The 20,473-nt window shown below is 72.1% G+C and carries 15 protein-coding genes; 5 read left to right on the forward strand and 10 right to left on the reverse strand.

Annotated features, from left to right (window positions below):
• The first annotated feature begins 43 nt into the window (after positions 1-43).
• Positions 44-1,435 carry a cytochrome P450 family protein gene (locus tag C4U03_RS26725; RefSeq protein ID WP_103941326.1) on the forward strand — a complete coding sequence of 464 codons (1,392 nt, stop codon included), beginning with the start codon at positions 44-46 and terminating at the stop codon, positions 1,433-1,435.
• Between the two features lie 157 nt (positions 1,436-1,592).
• Here C4U03_RS26725 and C4U03_RS26730 read toward each other — a convergent pair whose 3' ends face one another.
• The 4 genes from C4U03_RS26730 to C4U03_RS26745 form a co-directional block, all read right to left on the reverse strand.
• Positions 1,593-2,150 carry a DsbA family oxidoreductase gene (locus tag C4U03_RS26730; protein ID WP_160147114.1) on the reverse strand — a complete coding sequence of 186 codons (558 nt, stop codon included), beginning with the start codon at positions 2,148-2,150 and terminating at the stop codon, positions 1,593-1,595.
• A 206-nt stretch (positions 2,151-2,356) separates the two neighbouring features.
• The gene (locus C4U03_RS26735; RefSeq protein ID WP_103941330.1) at positions 2,357-2,740 is read right to left on the reverse strand and encodes a winged helix-turn-helix transcriptional regulator; all 384 of its coding nucleotides are present in this window, start codon (positions 2,738-2,740) and stop codon (positions 2,357-2,359) included.
• A gap of 167 nt (positions 2,741-2,907) precedes the next feature.
• Positions 2,908-4,371, reverse strand: a complete 1,464-nt coding sequence (locus tag C4U03_RS26740) for a hypothetical protein (RefSeq protein WP_200827495.1) — start codon at positions 4,369-4,371, stop codon at positions 2,908-2,910.
• A 199-nt stretch (positions 4,372-4,570) separates the two neighbouring features.
• Positions 4,571-6,424 (reverse strand): substrate-binding domain-containing protein, encoded by a 1,854-nt coding sequence (locus C4U03_RS26745; RefSeq protein ID WP_103941332.1) that lies wholly within the window; start codon positions 6,422-6,424, stop codon positions 4,571-4,573.
• Between the two features lie 259 nt (positions 6,425-6,683).
• On the opposite strand from C4U03_RS26745, the gene C4U03_RS26750 reads away from it, so the two are divergent.
• The 3 genes from C4U03_RS26750 (at position 6,684) to C4U03_RS26760 (ending at position 12,320) form a co-directional block, all read left to right on the forward strand.
• The gene (locus tag C4U03_RS26750) at positions 6,684-7,154 is read left to right on the forward strand and encodes a luciferase domain-containing protein (protein ID WP_103941334.1); all 471 of its coding nucleotides are present in this window, start codon (positions 6,684-6,686) and stop codon (positions 7,152-7,154) included.
• Positions 7,155-7,842: 688 nt separating this feature from the next.
• Positions 7,843-12,030, forward strand: coding sequence for a SpoIIE family protein phosphatase (locus C4U03_RS26755; protein WP_103941336.1), 4,188 nt, complete (start codon positions 7,843-7,845; stop codon positions 12,028-12,030).
• Positions 12,030-12,320 carry an STAS domain-containing protein gene (locus C4U03_RS26760; protein WP_103941338.1) on the forward strand — a complete coding sequence of 97 codons (291 nt, stop codon included), beginning with the start codon at positions 12,030-12,032 and terminating at the stop codon, positions 12,318-12,320. Before C4U03_RS26755 ends, C4U03_RS26760 begins: the two co-directional genes overlap by 1 nt.
• Positions 12,321-12,439: 119 nt before the next feature.
• Here C4U03_RS26760 and C4U03_RS26765 read toward each other — a convergent pair whose 3' ends face one another.
• From C4U03_RS26765 to C4U03_RS26790, 6 genes are all read right to left on the reverse strand, one after another.
• Positions 12,440-13,048, reverse strand: coding sequence for a TetR/AcrR family transcriptional regulator (locus C4U03_RS26765; protein ID WP_103941340.1), 609 nt, complete (start codon positions 13,046-13,048; stop codon positions 12,440-12,442).
• A 71-nt stretch (positions 13,049-13,119) separates the two neighbouring features.
• The gene (locus C4U03_RS26770; protein WP_103941342.1) at positions 13,120-13,956 is read right to left on the reverse strand and encodes a mycofactocin-coupled SDR family oxidoreductase; all 837 of its coding nucleotides are present in this window, start codon (positions 13,954-13,956) and stop codon (positions 13,120-13,122) included.
• Positions 13,957-14,024: 68 nt separating this feature from the next.
• On the reverse strand, positions 14,025-14,792 hold the full coding sequence (locus tag C4U03_RS26775; RefSeq protein WP_103941344.1) for an SRPBCC family protein: 768 nt from the start codon (positions 14,790-14,792) through the stop codon (positions 14,025-14,027).
• Positions 14,789-15,280, reverse strand: a complete 492-nt coding sequence (locus C4U03_RS26780) for a (2Fe-2S)-binding protein (protein ID WP_103941346.1) — start codon at positions 15,278-15,280, stop codon at positions 14,789-14,791. Before C4U03_RS26780 ends, C4U03_RS26775 begins: the two co-directional genes overlap by 4 nt.
• A complete protein-coding gene (locus C4U03_RS26785) occupies positions 15,273-16,148 on the reverse strand; it encodes an FAD binding domain-containing protein (RefSeq protein WP_103941348.1) in 876 nt (291 codons plus the stop codon). The genes C4U03_RS26780 and C4U03_RS26785 overlap by 8 nt, the downstream gene beginning before the upstream one ends.
• Positions 16,145-18,439, reverse strand: a complete 2,295-nt coding sequence (locus tag C4U03_RS26790) for a xanthine dehydrogenase family protein molybdopterin-binding subunit (RefSeq protein ID WP_200827496.1) — start codon at positions 18,437-18,439, stop codon at positions 16,145-16,147. Before C4U03_RS26790 ends, C4U03_RS26785 begins: the two co-directional genes overlap by 4 nt.
• 730 nt (positions 18,440-19,169) lie before the next feature.
• Here C4U03_RS26790 and C4U03_RS26795 point away from each other — a divergent pair.
• Complete coding sequence (locus C4U03_RS26795) at positions 19,170-20,363, forward strand: cytochrome P450 (RefSeq protein ID WP_103941352.1); 1,194 nt, start codon at positions 19,170-19,172, stop codon at positions 20,361-20,363.
• Positions 20,364-20,473: the final 110 nt, after the last annotated feature.

Here is a 20,473-nt window from a genome sequence, read left to right on the forward strand (position 1 = left end):
AAACGGCCGCCCCGTGGAGCGACGGATACGAGCGGGAGTAGTCATGGACCACCAGCCCACCTCCGTATACAGCCCTCTCACACTGGCGGCGACCGAGCCGCTGCTGACCCGGGACTTCGATGCCCGGCCGGCGTTGGTGTACGAGCGGCTGCGCGCCAAGTACGGGGCGGTCGCCCCGGTCGACGTGCACGGCGTTCCCGCCTGGATGGTGCTCGGTTACGCCGAGGCCCTAGAGGTGCTGCGCAACGAGCGGGGGGTGTGGAGCAAGAGCATCGACAACTGGCGGGCCTACGCCGAGGGCAGGGTTCCGGCGGACTGGGCGCTGCTGCCCTTCCACGCGAGCGGAGGCGTCCCGTACACCTCGGGCAGGGTCCACGCCCACTTGCGCGGGGCGTGGACGACGGCGCTGCGGCCGTTCCAGGACCGCACGCAGCCGCAGGCCCGCCGGATGGAGAGCGAGGTGCGCCGGTACGCCGACGAGCTCATCTCGCTGATGGCCGCGGGCGGGCGGAGCGGCTGGGCGGACCTGTCGGCCCAGTACTCCCGGCCATTGATCGTGATGGTGTTCAACCTGCTGGTCGGCTTCGGCGCGGCCACCGACGACGTGCTCATGGACATGTGGCGGCTGATGGACGGCACCCCCGACTCGGCCGAGGCGATGGTCCGGCTGACCGAGATGATCGGCCAGGCCGTCACCGCCAAGGACCGGCAGCCCGGCGACGACCTGCCCTCCTACATGATGGCCGCCGGGCTCACCGTGGAGCAGGCCACCACCGAGACGATCATGCTCATGGGCGCCCTCGGCGACATGACCAGCTCACTGATCTGCAACGCCATCGTCGAGGTGATCCTCGACACCGCCGGGGCGCGCGCCAGCCTGGCCGCCGGGATGATCCGCGAGACGGTCAACCGCGCCGCCATGGCCAGCCCGCCCAACCCCAACCTGACCTTCCGCTACGCGACCGCCGACACCATGATCGGCGACACCGCCATCGCCGCCGGCGACCCGGTCATGCTGTCGCTGGCCGCCGCGCACGCCGACCACCGCTTCGCCGACCCGCTGGACCTGTCCTCGGTGCACAGCTCCCGCGCCCACCTGTCCTGGGGCGCGGGCGCGCACCAGTGCCCGGCCGACGACCTGGCCACCACCCTGGTCAGCATCGCGGTGGAGCGGCTCTTCGAGCGCATGGCCGCACTGGAACTGGCGCTGCCCCCCGACCAGCTGCCCTGGCGCTCCTCGCTGGTCATGCGGGGGCTGCGCTCGCTGCCGGTACGGTTCCAGGTCGTGGAGTCCTTCACTCCCTCGGCGCGGGCCGGGTCCCTCGGCGCGACCGGCGAGCCGGGGGGCGCCGAGGCGGGACAGTCTCTGCAGGGTGGTTCCCGTTCCGCCCTGACCCGCCTCATGCGATCCCTGCTCAGGCAGAGTTCCCGATAGGCCCGATAGGCCCGATAGGCCTGCCCGGCCGTGCTCGGCCGTTCGCGGATCCGCCCGTGGGCTCACCGGCCGATCGGTGAGGTCTCCGTGTACCGGCGATCCCGCCCTGGATGTGGGCGGGGTCGCCGGTGCGGGCGATGCGGATCCGTTCGCGGGGTCAGCTGTTCCGCAGGAACGCGGTCAGTTCTTCGAGGCTGGGGGACACCAGCATGTACGTTTCGTCGGCGACCAGAGTGGGGACTCCGTGGACGCCGTACCGCCGGGCGCGTTCCAGGTCCGCCTTGACCTCCGCCTCGTAGGCGCCCGGCTCCAGGGCCGGCAGCCCCTCGGCGGCGGCCATGCCGGTCAGCGTCCGCGGGCCGCCGATCCACAGCCCGTCGATCGCGTAAGCGCGCATCAGCCGTTCGGCCATCCGGGTGCCCTGGCCGAACGCGGCGGCGTGGTGCACCAGGCGGTGCGCGTCGAAGGTGTTGGCCATGAGCGCGCGGTCGAGGCGGTAGTCCAGCCCGACCTCGGCGGCCAGCGCGGTGACCGCCGCCAGGCGGCGGTCGTTCTCGGCGCGGTCGATGCCATAGCGGTTGAGGTGGGCCTCGGTGAGCGTCCACCGGACGTTCGGTGGATAGCCGGGGTCGAGCTGGAAGCTGCGCCAGACCAGCTCGACGGATCTGCCGGTTCGCTCCAGCGCCCTGTCCAGGCGGCGCTTTCGATGTAGCACCAGGGGCAGACCATGTCCGAGAACACTTCGAGCTTCATGGCGACGAGCGTAGGCATAGAGCTCACTTTTAGTAAGGACGTACCTTTTCGTAAGGCTCACACCCGGAGGTGACCGGCCAGGCGAGCGGCGAGCACTGTGACGCACACCACGGGGAGCCTTTGGCGCCGGACACGGAGGTCTGTGCGCGGCGCCCGGGACGGAAGGGGCTATCGGCTCTGCGCGCTGTCGTAACGTTCCCGGGCGGCGACGATCTCGTCGGTGCGGCAGGTGATCCAGCCGACCAGATTCCGCAGGTGATCCGCCAGTTCCAGGCCGAGCGGGGTCAGCGCGTAGGACACCTGCGGCGGGGTGGTGGGCTGGACGGTCCGCTCGATGAGGCCGTCGCGGGCCAGGAGCCGCAGGTTCTGCGCCAGCATCTTCTCGCTGATGCCGCCGATGTGGTCGCGAAGCAGGTGAAAGCGCATGGGCCCCTCGTGCAGCGAGGCGATGATCAGCGTTCCCCAGCGGTTGGCCACGTGGTTGAGAACGGTCCGGCTGGGACAGTCGTCCCGGAACGGCCCCTGCGGCGCCTGGAAGGTCTGCTCGGCCATGCCCCTCCCATCGAACCCCGTCTCCGCCCGGAGCTTACCGAGGGACAGGCCCTTCCACAGGAGACAGGTGCACCGATGACACCACCGCCGTCCTGGCCGCGGACGAGAGCGCGCACCAGGTGGCGGTGGCCGCGAGGGGGGACCGACCGGGCCGCCCCTTCGCGCTGTCAGCCGTTGGCGATGCGGACGACACCGGTCGTGGTGCCCTGGTAGACGACACCGGGGGTGATGGTGCCGACCATCTGGAGGGTGTCGTAGATGAAGCCGGTGCCGAGGGTCTTGGTGCGGACGATGGCGCCGGTGGCAGGGTCGATCTCGGTGTAGACGTAGGTGTCGAGGATCGTGGTCGAGGTGGTGCCGGGGATGACCGGCTTGCGGACGACCGTGCGGAGCAGGCCGTCCGCAGTGGACAGGCGCGGGACGGCGGCGGAGCGGACGACGGTGTCCCAGGCCAGGGTGCAGCCCGAGGCGGTGACGTTCACGCGCGACAGGCCGCCGGTGAAGTCGGCGGACGGCGGGACGCTGGGGCCGGCGTCGTCGGGCAGCACCGGGTAGGGGTAGCCGTAGGTGCTGGCGACGAAGACCGTGCTTCCGGCGGCGACCGGCGAGTTCTCGCTGCCGCTGCCGCCGGCCTTGAGAACGGGCACCTTGCAGATCTGCTGGCCCGTTCCGCTGGCGTACACCAGCAGGTTCACCGTCGGGGCGGCGTTGTCGACGATGGTGAGGTAGTCGGTGCCGTGCGGACCGAAGAAGGTCGGGGTGGAGCCCGACCCCCAGCTGAGCTGGCCCGGCTTGCGGCCCGGCCCGCGGTCGTAGACCTGCCGCCACACGACGGACGGCGTCCCGGTGGCGTCGGCGCGCAGCAGATAGGTGGCATGGGTGGTGGTGACGGCGGTGCCCTCGGGCACGGTAGAGATGCTGTTGGCGACCTTCTCCCCGGCCGGGAGGGCGAGGCTCTTCACGACGCCCGTGGTGTCGTCGGCGGTGCCCACGACACCGCCGCCGGTGGCGAACCACACGCGACCCTGCCAGTCCGGAGACAGGCCGACGACCGAGTCGTCCTCGGCGACGACGGCGTCCAGCGGCAGGCGGCTCGCCACGTAGAGCTCCCAGCCGCCCGAGGAGGTCCTCCGGTGGCCGATGCGCAGCAGGTCTCGGGTGCCGTCGACGACCACGAGGCGATCGGCGTGGTCGAGGTAGGCGTAGACGCCGCCGAGCAGCGATCCCTTGGTCAGGCCGAGCTCGGCGACGGAGTCTCCGGAGGCGGGGTCGAGCAGGTGGACCGTCGGCGCCTGGCCGAAGATCTCGGTGCACAGCGCGACGGGATACCCGTCCGCACCGGCCAGGACCGTCGGGCAGGCCGCGGCGAGGGCGACGCGGCGTGAGGTCAGCGAGCCGGCGCCGGGCCCGGCGAGCGGAGTGGCGTCGGAGGACGCGGTGTCGCCGTGCATGGTGGCGGTGCCGAGGGGGCCGGCGTAGGGGTTGCGGGGCGGCAGTGGCTCGAAGGGGCCGGCCGCGGAGGCGGCCGCGGCAGGCGAGGCAGGCAAGGCGGGCGAGGCGGTCGCGGCGAGCAGTGCGGCGACGACGGCGGCGCGGGTCAGGACGGCACGGGACGAGACGGTGGGACGCATCGGGACTCCCCGGCAGGGTGACGGGACCGCGGGGCGGTCGTCGGGCGATGGGCGCGACCGATGATCACAAAATACACTTTGCCGACTGATCAGGTAGAGATCATCGGGCGTCCGCTTTCTCGCCGCCGGTGCCGGGCCCGGCCGGCGGCGCCGGCCCGGGAGCTCCTGGTGATCCTCCTGGAACGCGCGCCGATGCGGCCTAGCCGGCCTGGCAGGGGGCGGAGAGCAGGGCGTCCGGGGTGAGGCAGGGGGGAGATCCCGCCTGCTGGAGGAGCCTCCTGGCGGAGTCGCCGGCGAGGAAGGTCAGGAACGCCGAGGCGGGACTGCCGTTCGGAGGCTGCCCATGGGTGTAGAAGACCTCGGGGGCGACGAACGGGTAGCGGTCGCCCTGCGGGGAGACGCCGGCCTTGGTGCCGTCGAGGGTGAGGATGCGCACGCCGGGGTAGCGGCGGGTGTTCGCGGCGACGTGCAGTTCGGCGTAGCCGATGGCGCCGGGGACCTGGTTGACCGTGTCGAGGACCTGTCCCTGGCTGCTGCGTTCGCAACGGATGATGCGGGCGGCGGCACGGATCTGGTCCTTGCGCCGGCAGTCCCTGGACGACAATTCCGGTTCGGGCTCGTTGAGCACCAATTCCTCGAAGATCGTCCGGGTTCCTGAGCCCTCGGTCCTGCTGACCAGCCGGATCGGCACGTCGGCGCCGCCCCTGAAGTGCTTCCAGTTGGTGGGCCCGCCGTCCCGGGAGTAGAGGGAACGCAGATCCCGCACCGACAGGCCGGTCACGTTCGTGTCCTTGTGGACGATGACGGCGAACGCCACCAGCGCGACCGGAAAACCCCGGAAACCCCGCAGCCGGATCTCGTCGGAGCCGGGACTGAGATACCCGTCGTGCATCGCGATCGTCGAGGCGGCGTTGCCGGCGGTGAGCGCGCGCACTCCCTCGTTGGAGCCGATGGGCGCTACCTGGATGTTCGCGTCCTCGCACAGCCTCTCGTAGCCCTGTCGGAGGGCGGCGGCCGTCCGTTCGAAGGCGGTGGAGCCGATCAGGTGGAGCGTGCCGCGGAAGCAAAAGGAAGGGCCCGCCGGCGAGCCGTCCGAGCCGGTCACCCTGCCCACCCCGACACCGCCGGCGAACACCAGCGCGGCGAGGGCCGCCGACAGTGACCGCCGCTCACGGGGATCCCACCATCTCCGTTCCCGCCGCGTGTCCCGGACCGGCGGAGGCTGCTCCGTGCGCCGCCGGCTCTCGGCCTCCGCCAGGCGTTCGCGCAGGTCCTCCGTCTCGGCCTGGGCGGCGGCGAGCCGCCGCCGAAGTTCTGCCCCCTCGGCGCGGGCGCGGGCCAGATCGTCGGGCGGGGGCACGTGCCGCAGCCGTTCGTACGCCTCGACCCAGCGCGCGACCTCGGCCTCGGGCAGCCCGCAGGCCATCGCGAAGTAGCCGATCCTGGCGCGTTCCCGGTCGCTGACCGTGCGCCAGCGGTCCTTCTGGAGCATCGCGCTGATGGTGGCGTCGGGCAGTGTGCCCCACGAGCGTTTCTCGATCTCGGACTGCCGGGGCGAGCCCGCCCAGCCCTTCAGCTCCGCCAGCAGCGCGTAGAAGTCCCGGATGTCGCCGGCCGCCGACGGGTCGGGCAGCCGCCGGCCGGCGGCGAACGTCGGTATGGCCCACGGTTCGAAGGTCACCGGATGCCGCCTGGTCAGCCGCCGCCAGGGGATCTTCGCCTGGTAGGCCTCGACGATCTTCGCGGGCTTGCCCTGCCTGTTGTGCTCGAATGCCGCGCGCAGGTCGTCCCCTCGCTCGTCCCACAGGGCCTGCTCGGCCGCGGCCCACCGGCCGCGCACCTGTCCCATCTCGCCGCCGTCGACACCCGCCGCGGCCAGGCAGGCGCTGACGACCTCCCACGACATCAGTTCGCCGTCCCCGGCCAGCAAAGCCCGGACCGTCGCCTCCAGCAGCCCCGTGCGGTGCGCCAGCGTGCCCGGATCGCTCTGGCCGCCCAGCCGGGCGACCAGGTCACGGGTGAAGTCCGCCTTCCGGTCGAGATAGGAGTCCACCACCCGCTCCGTCCAGCTCGCGCATCCCCGCCCCGGCGCCCACCCGAGACGATCAATCATCATCCGGTTCGGGCGGATGCGGCATCCGCGAGTTATCCGGAAGTTCGTGTTCTGGACGCCTGTCCGTACCGTCGGCGGTCCCGTCCAGGAGGCTTCCAGGAACCCACCAGGATTCCTGGACGGCACCAGGAACCGACGAATCCCACCAAGACACCCGCCGACCGATCACCGGGACCCGGGTTCGGCCACGCTGGAACCCATGAGCCGAGGACGCCGCCCCCGCTCCGTTTCGTACGCCGACCTGGCCGTCGACCGATTCCGGAACTGGCCGCTGAGGGCATGCCGCGCCGACTGCCCGCCCGGCCGTGCCCTGGCCCTGCCCGGCCTGCAGATCGTCCACTTCCATCAGGGAGACCTGGCCGAGGTCCTCCTCACCCGGGAGGTCATCGGCCGTCTCACCGCGGCCCTCACCGCCTCCGGGCGCGTCGACGTCCCCCGCAACACCGGCTGGGTTCAGGTGCATCTGGACACCGACGGCGACCTCTTCCTCTTGCAGTCCCTGGTCAGCCTTGCCATCCAGGCCAACGACCCCACCTGCCGCCCGCATCGCCACACCATGGCGGCCTGCCCCCACGCAAGTCCCGGGCTCCGGCACCGCCGGGCAACGGCGGAGCCGGACCTGCTCGTTCACGGCCCCGCCCGGCACGACCACGCGGCAGGCCGCCGGTAGGCCTGCCGGGAAGTCTCCGCGGCTCCAGGGATCGGTACGAGCAGGCGGTCCTGGGAACACCCCAGGCCGGCGAACACATCCCGGCACTGGACCCTGACCTGCGGCTCCGTGGCCGGGTGCGTCCCGTTCCGGTGGCCGCGGCCCTGTCGGGAGGCGGGGCGGCGCCGTCCCGCCTTCGCCGGCCAGGGGAACGTGGATGATGCCGGTAAGGACCAGGTATGGGCCCGGCCGCCACTTCTTCCGGCCGGCCAGGGCCGATGGAGCGGCGGCGTGGTGCTCCTGCGGGACGGGGCTGGCGCCGGGCTGCTGCGGGCACGATATGCCCTTCTCGGAGGGCCCAGGATGAGGGCCCAGCATGAGGGCGTCGCCGCGCCACCTGGAACGTCACCGTTCGTAGCGGCGTCGTGCGTTCCTCCTCGTCCTGTGACGGAGGGCGGAACAGTGCCCCGAGTGACTGGATTATCCTACGGATTGTCCAAGTTGCCTGTGCTGTCCCCGGCTCGGCGGCGTCAGCGCCGCGGTGTGGCGGAGTCGCGGTGGTGGACGGCGGGCGGGACGCGTCGGCACCGGTGCCTCCCGGCCATGGTGAGATGGTCGATCGGATGCGCACGTCGTGGGGCGACCAGGGGTGCGGCCGACACGAGCGGTGGTTGCGGGGAATTGGTCGACGTGAACGAAGGGGTGTCGAGTGGCGCGTTCTGAGGACGCCGGGCGCGGGCCGCTGACGGCCGGGGCCGGAGTGTTCGCCGCCGACGGCGAGGTCGGCCCGGATCTCGCCGTGGTGGACTGGGCCGCGACCCCGCTGGGGCCGCCGGACGACTGGCCGCAGAGCCTGCGGACGGCGGTGAGCATCCTGCTGTCGTCCCGGTTCCCGATGTGGATGGCGTGGGGACCGGAGCTGACGTTCTTCTGCAACGCCGCCTACCGGCGGGACACGCTGGGCCGCAAGTACCCGTGGGCGCTGGGCCGGCCGGCGAGCGAGGTGTGGGCGGAGATCTGGGACGACATCGGCCCGCGGATCGACACCGTGCTGTCCACGGGGGAGGCGACCTGGGACGAGGCGCTGCTGCTGTTCCTGGAGCGCTCCGGATACCCCGAGGAGAGCTACCACACGTTCTCCTACAGTCCCCTGCGGGACGACGGCGGCGCGGTGGTCGGCATGCTGTGCGTGGTCAGCGAGGACACCGAGCGGGTCGTCGGCCAGCGGCGGATGGCGTCACTGCGGGATCTGGGCTCCGATCCCAGCGTGGTCCGCACCGAGCAGGAGATGCTGGCCTTCGCCGGCCGGCAGCTCGACCGCAACCTGCGGGATCTGCCGTTCACCCTGACCTATCTGTTCGAGGACGACGCCGTCGCACGGCTGGCGGCGGCCACCGGGATGCCCGCCGGGCACCCGGCCGCCCCGCCGACGCTGCCGATCGACGACGCGGCCGGGGTGTGGCCGGCGGCGGCGCTGGCCCGGGGCGAGTCGGTGCTGGTGGCGCTCGACGGCGCCCCGTTCACCGGGCTGCCGGCCGGGGACTGGCCGGAGCCGCCCACGCACGCGCTGGTGGTGCCGCTGCTGCAGCAGGGCACCACGCCGTACGGGTTCCTGGTCGCCGCGCTGAACCGGTACCGGCCGCTGGACGACGGCTACCGCGGGTTCGTGGAACTGGTCGCCGGACATATCGCGGCGGGGATCGCCAGCGCCCGCAGTTACCAGGCGCAGCAGCGCAGGGCGGAGGAACTGGCCGAGCTGGACCGCGCCAAGACCACCTTTTTCTCCAACATCAGCCACGAGTTCCGCACCCCGCTGACGCTGATCATGGGGCCGCTGGCGGAGCTGCGGACCCAGCTGGGCGACGGCGACGAGCGGGTGCGGGAGGAACTGGAGGTCATCCACCGCAACGGGCTGCGGCTGGGCAAGCTGGTCAACACCCTGCTGGACTTCTCCCGCATCGAGGCCGGCCGCATGCAGGCCCACTACGAGCCGGTCGACCTGGCCGCCGTGACCGCCGAGCTGGCCAGCGTCTTCCGCTCCGCCATCGACCGGGCCGGCCTGTCCTTCGACGTGGACTGCCCCGCCCTGCCCGAGCCGGTGTACATCGACCGCGGCATGTGGGAGAAGGTGATCCTCAACCTGCTCAGCAACGCGCTGAAGTTCACCTTCGACGGCTCGATCCGCGTCGGGGTGCGCTGCGAGGACACGCAGGCGGTCGTCACCGTCGCCGACACCGGCATCGGCGTCAGTCCCGAGGAGATGCCGCGGCTGTTCGAGCGGTTCCGCCGCATCGAGAACGCCCGCTCACGCTCCAACGAGGGCAGCGGCATCGGACTGGCCCTGGTGCAGGAGCTGGTCGGGCTGCACGGCGGCACCATCACCGCCGACAGCGCCCTGGACGAGGGCACCACGTTCACCATCCGCCTGCCCTTCGGCACCGACCACCTGCCCGCTGACGCGCTCGCGCCCGCCGCGGACTCCGCCACGGGCCCGGCCGCGGTGTCGTCCGCCGCCGCCCCCTATGTGCAGGAGGCGCTGCGCTGGCTGCCCGCGGACCCGTCCCCCGAGGTCGCCCGGGACGCTCCGCCGCCGGCGGCCGACGCCTCCGTGACCGATCCCGCCCGCGGCCCGGCCGCCCCGGTACGGGTGCTGGTCGCCGACGACAACGCCGACATGCGCGGATATCTCGCCAGGCTGCTGCACGGCGCCGGATACCAGGTCGACACCGTCGACGACGGCCGGCAGGCGCTGGAGGCCGTCCGCGCGGACGCTCCCGACCTGGTGGTCAGCGACGTGATGATGCCGCATATGGACGGCCTGCAGCTGGTCGGCGCCCTGCGCAACGACCCGCGCACCGCGGCCGTGCCCGTGCTGCTGCTGTCGGCCCGGGCCGGGGAGGACGCCTCCATCGAGGGGCTGCAGGCGGGCGCCGACGACTACCTGGTCAAGCCGTTCGCCGCCGCCGAGCTGCTGGCCCGGGTCCGGGCCAGCGTGGAGTTGTCGCGGCTGCGCAACCACCACGCCCGCTGGCGCACCGCGCTGATCGACTCCCTGCAGGAGGCGTTCTTCGTCTGTGACGAGAGCGGCGCCGTCGTCGAGATCAACACCGCGTTCACCGACATCCTCGGCTACGGCCCCGAGGGCCTGCCCTACACCCCGCTGCATCCGTGGTGGCCGGACGCCGAGACCGACCCCGAGGCCCACCGGCAGGTCGCCGACGTTTTCGCCGACCTGCTCAACCGGAACCAGGGCAGCCGCATCATCCCGGTCACCCACCGCGACGGGCACCGGCTGTGGATCAGCGCCACCTTCAACCAGGCCCAGGACCCCGACACCGGACGCCGCGTGGTCGTCGGCACTTTCCGCGACGTTACCGCCGAGCACTACGCCGTCCAGCGCGAAACCGCCCTGGCGGCGCTCAGCCTGCGCCTGTCACAGGCCGTCAGCCTGCCCGAGGCGCTGGCCGGGGCGCTGGAGGAGCTCAAGACCCTGTGGCGTGCCCGGCGTGTACTGGCCGCCGTCTTCGACGGTGGTGACACCCCGTCCCTGACCGCCACCGACCCCGGCCTGCGCTGGGACGATCTGTCCGAGCGGCACCGTACGGCGCTGCTCGGACAGCGGCAGCGTCCGTCGCTGACCCCGACCGCCGACCACGGCATCGGCGTCGGCATCACGCTGGAGCACCCCCACGGCCCGCTGGTGCTCTGGCTCGAACTGGGCGACCACCGCCCCTTCGTCGACCAGGACCAGGTCCTGCTGTCCCTGCTGGTCGGTCACCTGGCGCAGGGACTCACCCGCGCCCACCAGATCGACCAGCAGCGCGAAACCGCCCTCGCGCTGCAGCGCGCCATCCTCGGCCCCTCTCACCTGCCCGACGGCTTCGCCGTCCGCTACGAGCCGGCCACCCGTCCTCTGGAGGTCGGTGGCGACTGGTACGACACCGTCCCCCTCCCGGACGGCCGCATCGGGATCGTGGTCGGCGACTGCGTCGGCCGCGGCCTGCAGGCCGCGGCCATCATGGGCCAGTTGCGCAGCGCCTGCCGTGCCCTGCTCCTGCAGGACCCCAGCCCCGCCGGCACGCTCATGGCCCTGGACCACTTCGCCGCCACCATCCCCGGCGCGATGTGCACCACCGTGTTCTGCGGCGTCCTGGACCCCGAGACCGGCCACCTGGCCTACTCCAGCGCCGGGCATCCGCCCGGCATCCTCACCCATCCCGACGGCACCACCCGGCTGCTGGACGCCGGCCACTCCATCCCCCTGGCGATCAAGCCCGGCACCGAGCGCCCCCAGGCGGAGTGCACCGTGCCCGCCCGGGCCACCCTGCTGCTGTACACCGACGGCCTCGTCGAACGCCGGCGCCGTCCGCTGACCGCCGGCATCGGCCAGGCCAGCCAGGCCGTCCAGGACGGCCGTCACGCCGCCGTCGACGACCTGGCCGCCCAGGTCATGACCCGCCTGGCCCCGGCCGGAGGCTACGACGACGACGTCGCCCTCCTGCTGTACCGCCATCCCGCCCCGCTGGAGATGACCTTCCCCGCCGAGTCCACCCAGCTCGCCCCCGTCCGCAAGGCCCTGCGCGGCTGGCTGAACCAGTGCGACCTGCCGCCCCAGACCATCCAGAACATCCTGGTCGCCGCCGGCGAGGCCTGCGCCAACGCCATCGAGCACGGCCACCGCCACACTCCCGGCGACACCGTTCGCCTGCGCGCCGAGGCCTTCGCCGACAACCTACGCCTGACCATCGCCGACACCGGCCGCTGGAAGCCCCCCCAGCCCCACGCCCACCCTCACCGGGGCCGCGGCACGGCGCTGATGCGCGCCATGATGCAGCAGGTCACCATCACTCCGGGCCCGGCCGGCACCACCGTCGACATGCACACGAGGATCGCCTGATGACCACCCCGCTCACCCTGACCCCCGGCCACCGACCGGACGGAACGGCGGTCCTCAAGGCCGTCGGTGAGATCGACATGAGCAACACCGACACCCTCGCCGCCGCCCTCGACACCACCGCGGATCCGCTCGTCGTCGACCTCACCGACGTCGAGTACCTCGACAGCGCCGGCCTGAGCGTCCTGCTCGCCCGCGCCGAACGCATCGAGCTCGTCGCGACCTCCCTGCTGGCCCCCGTGCTGACCATCTCGGGACTCACCGACCTGACCACCGTTCACGTCCTCGACTGAGCCGCTCCCGCTTCGGCGGAACGGTGGTGGCGCGCCGGGGCCGGCCAGGGGAGCCGGCCGGTGGCACGGTGGCGTCCTGTGGTGGCGTCCTGTGGTGGCGGCCCGTGGTGGCGATCCGCCTAGCTCGGCCGGGGCCGGGCGGGCCTGCGGGGGCCTTCGAGGCGTTCGAGGTGCCGTTCGATGAGCGCGATGGTCTCGGCGTGGCCGATGGACATGCCGAGCGCGCGTTCCATCATGACGACCCGCGAGACGCTCGTCATGAGCACGATCAGGGCGCCGGGCGGGAGCATGTCGGGGTCGAGGTTGTAGCGCTTCATGATGTCGGGCAGGGCCTTGAGCTGCTCGCGGCGGAACTGCTCCGCGTAGTGGGCGATCTTCGAACGGATCGCCTTGCGCTGGTTGGCCAGGCCGACGAACTCCATCGTCACCGCGCTGGCCTCCGCCTCGGTGCTGAACTCCCACAGGGCCCACAGCGGCTGGTCCGACGCCAGCGCCTCGGCCTGGTGCCTGAGCGCCTCCTCGACGCGGCGCTGGAGGACGGCCAGGAACAGGTCGTCCATGCTGCGGAAGTAGTAGTGCACGAGCTGGGGTTTGAGACCGGCCTTGGCGGCGACGCGCCGAGAACTCACCGCCGCGTAGCCCTCCTCCAGCATGAGCCGCTCCGCCGCGTCGAGCAGGACGGTGCGGTTCTTGGCGTCCGGCGCACCGATCCTGCGCGACGATGCCATGCCTTTGCCTCCATGACCTCGGAAGACTCCATCGGGATCCGCCGGACATGGTAACGGCTCGGCTCATGCGGTCATTTGAGCATGGAGCCCGCGTCGATCGGGAGCGTCACGCCGGTGATGTAGCGGCTCTCGTCGGAGACCAGGAAGAGCACCGCATTGCTGATGTCCTCGGCCTCCACCCACGGCACCGGCAGCAGGTGCATCATCTGCGAGATCGGCGCCAGGTCCTCCTGGGTCGGGTTCTCCAGGTCGGGCCGGAACATGCGGTACGTCATCTCGTTCATCAGCATCGGCGTGTTCACCTGGGTGGGGTGGACGGAGTTGACCCGGATGCGGTGCTGGGCGAGTTCCACCGCCAGGGTGCGCATGAGCCCGACGATGCCGTGCTTGGCGGAGACGTAGTTGCCGACGTGCGGATGGGCCTTGAGCCCGCCCACGGAGCTGGTCAGCACGATCGCGCCGCCGCGGCCGCCCTCGATGAGGTGCGGGACCGCGGCCTTGGCGGTGAGGTAGGCGCCGGTCAGGTTGACGTCGATGGAGTCCCGCCACAGCTTCTCGTCCAGCTGGTCGATGGCGTTGCCGCTGGCGGCGAGGCCGGCGTTGGCCAGGACGATGTCCAGCCGGCCCAGCCGGGCCACCCCGTCGTCGACGATCTTCTTCATCGTGTCGTAGTCGCGTACGTCGGCCTGGGCGGCGACGATGCGCCGGCCCGTCGCCTCCACCTGGGCGACCGTCTCGTCCAGGTCTTCCGGGGTGGACATGGGGATGGGCACGCCATCGAGCTGCCGGCAGACGTCGATGGCGATGATGTCCGCGCCCTCCTGTGCCAGCCGTACCGCGTGGCTGCGTCCCTGGCCGCGTGCCGCGCCGGTGATGAAGGCCACCTTGCCTTCGACTCGTCCAGACATCACTACCTCTTTCCCTGATAGGTGTGGCCGGCGTCGGCGGGAACGCGCGGTGCCGGTGATGCGGAGGTTCAGCCGGTTCCGCCGGGCTCGGCGCCTTGTGAGCCCGCCGCCGAGCGCAGGCGCCGGAGGGTGAGCCGGATGGTCAGCAGGAGTATCAACAGGGCGCTCGCGACGGCGAGAGGGCCGACGCGTCCGAGGACCCCGCCGCCGGCCGCCTGGAGGAGGTTGATCGGTTCGGCGGGTGTGCGGGGGGTGAAGGTCGTCTGTGGCGGGGTGGGCGGAGTGCCGCCATCGTCACCGTCGCCGGGCGCCGGTGCCGGCTCGTGCACAGCGGGGGCGGCCTCGTCCGGTGCCGTGGGCCGGGCCGGGGTGGGGGAGGGCTGGGGGGCGACCTCGTCGGCGATCTCGTCGGCAAGGTTGGCGGCGAACCGGCCGATGAGGGTGGTGGCGACGTCGGTGAGCGCGCCGCGGCCGAACTGGGCGGGTTTGCCGGTGATGGCCAGGTCGGTCTCGACGAGGACCTCGGTGGCGTCGCCGTGGTCGGTGAGCCGGCAGGTGACGGTCGCCTTGGCGGTTCCACCGCCGCGGGTCTCTCGGCCGGCGGCCTCTAGGACCGCGACCTTGGCCGCCTCGTCGAGGGAGACGAAGGTGACGGTGCCGCTGTAGGCCAGGCCGATCGGCCCGATTTTGACTTTGACCTTGCCGTGGAAACGGTCGCCGTCGCGGGAGGTGAGGGTGGCTCCCGGCACGCAGGGGGCGATCCGCTCGATGTCGAGCAGGACCTGCCAGGCCTCCCGCACGGGCACGGGGATGCTCAGGGTGTTGTGGAGTCTCATCCGGTCTCCTCCATGGCGGACGTGCCGTCGGCCGCCGCCCGGACGGCCTTGAGGATTCCCTGGTAGCCGGTGCAGCGGCACAGGTTCCCCGACAGGCCCTCGCGGATCTGCTCGTCGGTGGGGTCGGGATGGTCGCGCAGGAACGCGGTGACCGAGATGACGAAGCCCGGGGTGCAGAAGCCGCACTGCAGCCCGTGGTGGTCGCGGAAGGCGGCCTGGACCGGGGACAGCTCGCCGTCGGGCGAGGCGATGCCCTCGATGGTGGTGACCTGTGCGCCGTCGGCCTGCACGGCGAAGACCAGGCAGGCGCGGACGGCCTGCCCATCCAGCAGGACGGTGCACGCGCCGCAGACGCCGTGCTCGCAGCCCAGGTGGGTGCCGGTGAGCTGGCAGCGCTCGCGCAGGTAGTCGGCGAGGGTGAGCCGGGGCGGTACGGTGTCGCGTCGCAGTGTGCCGTTGACCCGCACCTGGATGTCGACGTCAGGCATCGCTGGCCTCCTGAACGGCTCGTTGCCAGGCGCGCGCCACGACGACGGCCCCGACATGTCTGCGGTAGTCGGCGGATCCGTGCAGGTCGGAGGGCACCGACTCCAGATCGGCCAGGGCGGTGCGCCCCACGTCCTCGGCCGTGACGTCGGCGAGGCCGGCGCGGGTCAGCGCCGCCTCCGCCGCCGAGGCGCGCAGCGGCGTCGGGCCCAGGCCGAACAGGCCGATGCCGCAGCGCCGGATCCGCGCGCCGTCGTCGAGTGCGACGGCGACGGCGGCGCCCGCGATGGCGAAGTCGCCACTGCGGCGGGCGAACTCCTCGATCGCGAACCCGCAGCGGCCGTCCCAGCGGGGGAAGGCGACCGCGGTCAGCAGCTCGTCGTCGGCCAGGTCGGTGCCCCACAAGCCGGTGAAGAAGCGGTCGGCGGGAATGGTCCGCCGGCCGCGCGGCGACTGCGCCTCCAGCTGCGCGCCGAGCGCCAGCGCCACCGCCGGGTACTCGGCGGCCGCGTCGGCGTGGGCCAGCGACCCGCCGATGGTGCCACGGTTGCGGATCTGGAAGTGCCCGATCAGCGGCGTGGCACGGGCCAGCAGCGGAACGCCCCGGGCCACCTCGGCGGACCGCCCGATCACCGCCTGGGTCGTCATGGCACCGATCCGCACGGCTCCGTCGCGCTGCTCGATGCCCCGCAGGCCGGACACCCGGCGCAGGTCGACCAGATGCTCCAAGGCCGTCAGCCGCAGGGCGAGCATGGGGACCAGGCTCTGCCCGCCGGCGATGGGCTTGGCGTCCTCGCCCAGGTCGGCGAGCAGGGAGACGGCCTCGGCGACGCTGGTGGGAGCGTGGTAGTCGAACGCCGACGGCTTCATCGCGGCACCGTCCCCGGCTCGGCCGCCCGGGACTCCCGGGCGCGGCGGACCAGCGTGACGATCGACTCCGGGGTCAGTGGCAGCCGGGTGATATGCACCCCGAACGGGGCGAGCGCGTCGGCGACCGCGTTGATCACCGCGGGCGGCGCCCCGATCGCGCCGCCTTCGCCGACGCCCTTGTAGCCGCCGGGTCCCGGTCCGGGCGTCTCGACATGGCCGTACTCGATGATCGGCACCTCGGCGGCGGTGGGGAGCAGATAGTCCATGAAGGTGCCGGTGACGGGGTTGCCGTCCGCGTCGTAGGCGAGGTGCTCGTACAGCGCGCCGCCGATGCCCTGCACGGTGCCGCCGGCGATCTGTCCCTCCACCACGCTGGGGTTGATCATCGGGCCGCAGTCCTCGCTGACGATGTACCGCAGCAGGGTCACCCGGCCCGTGGTGACGTCCACCTCGCAGGTGCACAGGTGCGTCGCGTTGGCCAGGATGATCATGCTCTCCGCCCGGTACCGGCCGCTGGCCTCCAGCCCCGCCGGCATCCCGGGCGGCAGGCTCTCGGGCTGGAGGTAGGCGATGGCGGCGATCTCGGCCAGCGACAGCCCGGCCCCGGGCACCCCGCGGACCCGGGCGTGCCCGTCGACCAGCTCGATGTCCTCGGCGGCCGCCTCCAACCGGTGCGCGGCGATCGCCGCGATCCGCTCCCGCAGCACGGCCGCGGTCTCGGCCACGGCCCCCGCGGTCATCGAGCCCGACCGGCTACCGCCGGTGCCGCCGCCGAACGGCGTGATGGCCGTGTCCCCCTGGATGGTGTGCACGTCGGCGATGTCCACGCCCAGCGCGTCGGCGGTGAGCTGGACGACGGTGGTCTCCAGGCTGTTGCCGGTCGACCCGCCGGACACGTAGACGTTGACCTTGCCGGACGGCTCGATCCGGATCGTCGCGCCCTCCGTGCCGTGCACCCCCATCCCGGCCGTGGTCGGCTCGACATAGGTGCAGGTGCCGACCCCCAGGAAGCGGCCCTCGCCGCGGGCCCGTTCCTGCTCCTTGCGGAAGGCCTCGTAGTCGAGCATTCCCAGCGCCTGCTCGAACGTCTCCAGCGGAGAGATGTCGCCGTAGGGCACGCCGACGGGGTTGGTGTACGGCAACTCGTCGCGCCGCAGCAGATTCCGGCGGCGCAGCTCGACCGGATCCATGCCCATCCGCCGCGCCGCGACGTCCAGCATCAGTTCGCGCGCCACCGACTCGAACTGCCACGGCCCGCGATAGGCCGTGCGACCGACGGTGTTGGAGAACACCGAGGTGATCGAGAAGGTGCCCTCGGGGACGCGGTAGGGGCCGGGGAAGAACATCCCGACGGCCATGGACGGTCCCACCGGCCACGGCACCGGATAGGCGCCCACGTCCTGCACGTAGTCGATCGAGGCGGCCAGGATCCTCCCGTCGGCGTCGAAGGCCATCCGCACGTCGCCGTGCTCGTGCCGCGACTGCCCGGCCGCCAGCAGGTTCTCCCGCCGGTCCTCGATCCACTTCAGCGCGGCGGGCACCTTCAGCGCGGCCAGCATGACGCACATGTCCTCGCGCTGCACCACGGCCTTCTGCCCGAAACCGCCGCCGGTGTCGCGCATCACGACCCGTATCCGGTGCTCGGGAAGCCCCAGCAGCCGGGAGCAGAACAGCCGCACCTCGTGCGGCGACTGGGTGGCCGCCCAAATTGTCAGCTCGCCGCCGGCCGCCGACCACTCCGCCACCAGCCCCCGCGTCTCGATGGGCACCGGCGCGTAGGCCTGCTGGTAGACGGTCTCCCGCACCGACCACGGCGCCTGGTCGAAGACCGGCGCGAGCTCGGTGGTCGGACGGCCGCCGAGCTCGCCCAGGACGTTGCGCGCGAACTGCGGGAATACCAGCTCGGCGGACTCCCGCGCGGTGACGTAGTCGACGACCGGCGGCAGCGGCTCGTAGTCGACGACGACGAGTTCGGCCGCGTCCTCGGCGAGGTAGCGGTCGGCGGCGACGACCAGCGCCACCGGATCCCCCACGAAACGCACCTCGTCCTCGGCCAGCGGTGGCCGCGGCGAGTCCGGGACGTCCCGCCCGGCCAGGGAGTACCACGGCTCGTGCACGCCCGGGTTGAGGTCCTCGGCCGTGAAGACCGCGTGGACGCCCTCGACGGCCAGCGCCTCGGACACGTCGATGCCGGTGATCCGGGCCCGGGCCAGCGGGCTGCGTACGAAGCACGCGTGCAGCATGCCGGGCCGCACCACGTCGTCCACGAAGGTCCCGTGACCGGTCAGCAACCGCGGATCTTCCACCCGTGCCACACGGGCGCCGGCGTACCGGGCCGCAGCCGCCCTCACGGGGTCCACCGGTCCCCGGGTTCGATCCATCCCATCGAGCGGCTCCTTACGTTCACCTCGGTGCCGATGCGGAGACCGGCCGCCCGTCCGCGGCCGCCCGCCGCACCGCCTCGCCCGTCGGCCGGGCGGCGCGGCACGGTGCCCGGCCCGGCCGGACGCCATGCCGCGGACGGCACGACCCCCGATGCCGCGCCGTTCGCGACCACGCCGTAACGGGACCGTTCTCCCGCGATGCTGAGCAGTCGTCCAGCATTGCTGGGCACCTGCTTAGCATCGGGATGCGCCCGTGGTCAAGGTCACCCCGTCCGGCCTCGGCGCCCGATGCCGCCCGGGTGGCGGGTTGGCCGGATTCGGTACGGGCGGAACGCCCTGGTATCGGGCCGCCGGAGGGGAACGATGCGATCCGCCCGACGTGGCGAAAACGTCTCCCGGCTGCCATGAGATCGGCCCGGACGCATCCCCGAATGCATTCGTGCCCGGACTCTTGACCGGCCGAAAACCAGGTGATAGAAACCTTTTCGTATCACTGCTGAGCTGCCGCTCAGCATCGTCTCGTGAACGCTCTTCCGGCCTGGTGCGCCCGGTCGATCGAGTCATGGAGGAGTGCGCGAGAAATCCGGTCATGACACTCCCGCAACGTGGTGCCGGTGCAAGATTCGGAGGAGTGCGGATGAGCACTGATGACGCGGTCTACTGGGACCCCTACGACCCGCGGTTCTGGAGCGACCCGTATCCGACGTATCGGCGGCTTCGGGAGGAAGCGCCGCTGTACTACAACGAGAAATACGATTTCTACGCGGTCAGCCGGCACGCCGACGTCGAGCGCGGGCTGCCGGACTGGCAGACGTTCTCCTCGGCTCGCGGCGGAATCCTCGAACTGATCAAATCGGGCATCGAGATCCCGCCGGGCACGCTCATCTTCGAGGACCCTCCCCTGCACGACATTCACCGCCGTCTGCTCTCCCGCGTCTTCACTCCGCGCCGGATCGCCGCTCTGGAGCCCCGGGTCCGGGATTTCTGCACGCGCACCCTCGATCCGCTGGTGGGCACGGACCGTTTCGACCTCATCGAGGCCGTCGGCGCCCAGATGCCGATGCGCGTGATCGGCATGCTGCTGGGCATTCCCGAGGCCGACCAGGAGGCCATCCGCGACTCGGCGGACGAGAGCCTGCGCACCGAGGCCGGCGGGCAGATGGACTTCCGGGGCGGCGCCGTCCTGAACAACGAGATGTTCGGCGACTACATCGACTGGCGCCGCGACAATCCCTCCAACGACCTGATGACCGACCTGCTGAACGCCGAGTTCGAGGACGAGGACGGCACGACGCGCACGCTCACCCGCGAGGAGATCATCACCTACGTCACGGTCGTCGCGGGCGCCGGCAACGAGACGACCGGACGGCTCATTGGGTGGATCGGCTCCCTGCTGGCCCAGCACCCCGGGCAGCGCCGGGAACTCGTGGCGGACCCGTCGCTGATCCCCAACGCGATCGAGGAGATCCTGCGGTACGAGCCGCCCGGCCCGTCCATCGCCCGCTACGCCACCAAGGACGTGGACTTCCACGGCGAGATCGTGCCGGCCGGCAGCGCCGTCCTGTTCATCGTGGCCGCGGCCAACCGTGACGAGAGCCGCCACCCCGACCCGGACCGGTTCGACGTCCACCGCCAGATCGGCCAGCAGTTGACCTTCGGACTCGGCCCGCACTACTGCCTGGGCGCGGCACTGGCCCGCCTGGAGGGCCGGGTGGCGATGGAGGAGATCCTCAAACGCTTCCCGCGATGGGACGTGGACTGGGACGACGCGAAGCTGGCCCAGACCTCCACCGTCCGCGGCTGGGAGACCCTGCCGCTCATCATCGAGTGATCTCCCGCCGGCCGCCGGCTCCCACCCGCTCCCACCGGTTCCCACCGGTTCCGCCGCCGGCGGAACCGGTGGCGCGGCCCCTGGCGCGCGGGCCTGCGAACGGGCCCGCG

This window comes from Thermomonospora echinospora (genome assembly GCF_900108175.1).
In the GTDB taxonomy this organism is placed as follows: Bacteria; Actinomycetota; Actinomycetes; order Streptosporangiales; family Streptosporangiaceae; genus Thermomonospora; species Thermomonospora echinospora.